This is a genomic window from Ideonella sp. P3_A4, from assembly GCF_056403075.1.
Genome location: NZ_JBFUGE010000821.1, coordinates 1 through 2,261, shown reverse-complemented (window position 1 = coordinate 2,261; position 2,261 = coordinate 1). Strand labels below are relative to the sequence as shown.

3 protein-coding genes are annotated in these 2,261 nt (G+C 67.3%); all 3 read left to right on the top strand.

All coding sequences use genetic code 11. The annotated features are described in order from the left end of the window. Positions 1-310: 310 nt before the first annotated feature. Entirely contained in the window at positions 311-775 is a 465-nt protein-coding gene (locus AC1DYI_RS33190) for a hypothetical protein (RefSeq protein ID WP_477208366.1), read from the top strand. Then, positions 772-1,719 carry a DUF2145 domain-containing protein gene (locus AC1DYI_RS33185; protein ID WP_477208365.1) on the top strand — a complete coding sequence of 316 codons (948 nt, stop codon included), beginning with the start codon at positions 772-774 and terminating at the stop codon, positions 1,717-1,719. The genes AC1DYI_RS33190 and AC1DYI_RS33185 overlap by 4 nt, the downstream gene beginning before the upstream one ends. Positions 1,720-1,862: 143 nt before the next feature. Further along, on the top strand, positions 1,863-2,261 hold a 399-nt coding region (locus tag AC1DYI_RS33180), incomplete at its 3' end, for a hypothetical protein (RefSeq protein WP_477208364.1).

Here is a 2,261-nt window from a genome sequence, read left to right as displayed (position 1 = left end):
GTTGTTGATCCCCTCGGGGGTGGGCTCGGCGTGCCGAGCCTTCGGGCTCTCAGTCAGGCAGCGAACATCACTGCGTGTCGAATGGCGAATGGCGCGCGGGTGTCGGATGGACGGCCTCGGTTCAGTACCAGCGCTATCGGCGCCGGCGCGGCCGTCTTGACCGGTCACGGCGGGCAGGGGCGGTCGGCGGCACGGTTGGCGCCAACTGTTGCTCACATCGGGCTGTAACACCTTCTTGCCCCCGCGGCGGCAGGGGCTCCCGGCGCTTCAGGCATCATCCGCGCAACGCAACTTTGATGGGTGCCGTTTCATGACCCCGATCCGCCGTTTCCTCGCCCCCGTTGTCCTGCTGACCTTCGCTGGCGCCACCGTGCCGGCGCTGGCCRCCAGCTCAGCCGCATCGTCGGCGTCCGAGAGCCTGTCCACCTCGGTGGGCAGCGTGTCGGACTCGTTCAAGAACTCCAGCGAAAGCTCGGACCGCCCGAACCGCACCGCCGACGGCGACTACAAGGTGATCGAGGTCGCCGCCGCTGAAGACCGCCCCGGCAAGCTGCGCGTGACGCTGCAGCCGGCTGCCGGCGCCGGTGAGGCCTTCGAGCTTTACCTGCCGCAAAAGGCTGCCGACGTGGGTGGGGTGGCGGTTGGCCAAGTGGTCAGCGCGCGCAATCGCGACTACGGCGTCGAGTTCGCCCGCGCCGACAACCGTCAGGCTTTCTTCCTGGTGCTGGAAGACGCCTGGTACCAAGAGCTGGCGTCGAACCCCGTCACGCTTTGATCCTGGCAGGTGGGGCGGGTCGGCTGGGAGCCGCCCGCGGACTGGCGGCCGCGCTGCTGGCCGCCGCATCGTGCATCGGCGCGGCGCAGGCCGCGTCGCTGCGTTATTGCGACCGCCAGGCCAAGCTCAACATCGACCAGCAGGACACGCTGTTCCGCTTCGGCGGCATCGTCAAGGCCGAGCTGGAAGCCTCGGGCCAGCCGCTGGCGCTGATGGCGCGCTCTGGGCTCGACCTGAGCTGGTTCGGCCTGCGCTACTCGCACGCCGGCGTCAGCCTGCAGGCCAGCCCGAACGGGCCGTGGTCGGTGCGCCAGCTCTACTACGCCTGCGACGAGCAGCGCCCGCGCATCTTCGACCAGGGCATCTCGGGCTTTCTGCTGGGCACCGACAACCCGGCCGAAGGCTATGTCTCGCTGATCTTTCTGCCGCCCGAGACCGGCGCGCGGCTCGAACGCACGGCACTGAGCAAGCCGCAGGTGCTGGAGCTGCTGGCCGCCGACTACAGCGCCAACGCCTATCCCTACAGCCTGCGCTACCAGAACTGCAACCAGTGGGTGATGGAGCTGCTGGCCAGCGCCTGGGGCGATCTGTCGCTGGTGGATGTGCCAGGCGATGGCGACTCGCCGCGCGCGCAGGCCCAGCGCTGGCTGAAGCAGCAGGGCTACGAGCCGACGGCGTTCGACCTGTTCCGCCCGCTGATGTGGTTCGGCGCGTTCATCCCCTGGCTGCACAGCGACGACCACCCGGCCGACGACATTGCGCATGCGGTCTACCGCGTCTCGATGCCCGCGTCGATGGAGCGCTTCGTGCACGCTCAGGTGCCCGGTGCGACCCGCGTCGAGCTGTGCCATGCCGGCCGCCGCGTCGTCATCCACCGCGGCTGGGAGCCGATCGCCGACGGTTGCCAGCCGGGCGAGGGCGACACGGTTGTCGCGCTCGACTGACACGGTCTTTCTGGTTCGGACGGTGATTTGTGCAATACGTCACAAATGACGGACGTACTCATCTAACGAATTAGAGATAGGGATACGCGAGCCCTGGGGCGCCCGGGCATCCTGCGGTTCCTTTCAACTAAGTGAGGGATCGCATGTTCCAAGTTCCGCGCATTCGCAAGACGTTCCTGGCCGCTGCCGGCCTTTTGCTCCTGGGGCAGGCCGCCTGGGCAGAGCCAATCTACACGGTGGGCGTCGTGCCGATGACCGACGTGCCGAGTTCGGAAACCTACGGAGTCGCCATCAACAACACCGGAAAGACCGGTGCCCAGATGTACCAATCGGGCGGCGGCCTCAGCAGCTACCGCTGCGGTGCCTCCAGCTGCAAATGGATCGCGCCGCTTCCCAACAGCCAGCACCACAGCGGCATCTATGTCAATGGCATCGACGATGCCGGCAACGTGGTCGGCACTTCGCCCTATGCCTATTTCCAACGCGCCTTCCTCTTCGACGGCAAGACGACGAAGAACATCGGTTTCGGTGATGGCCCGGAC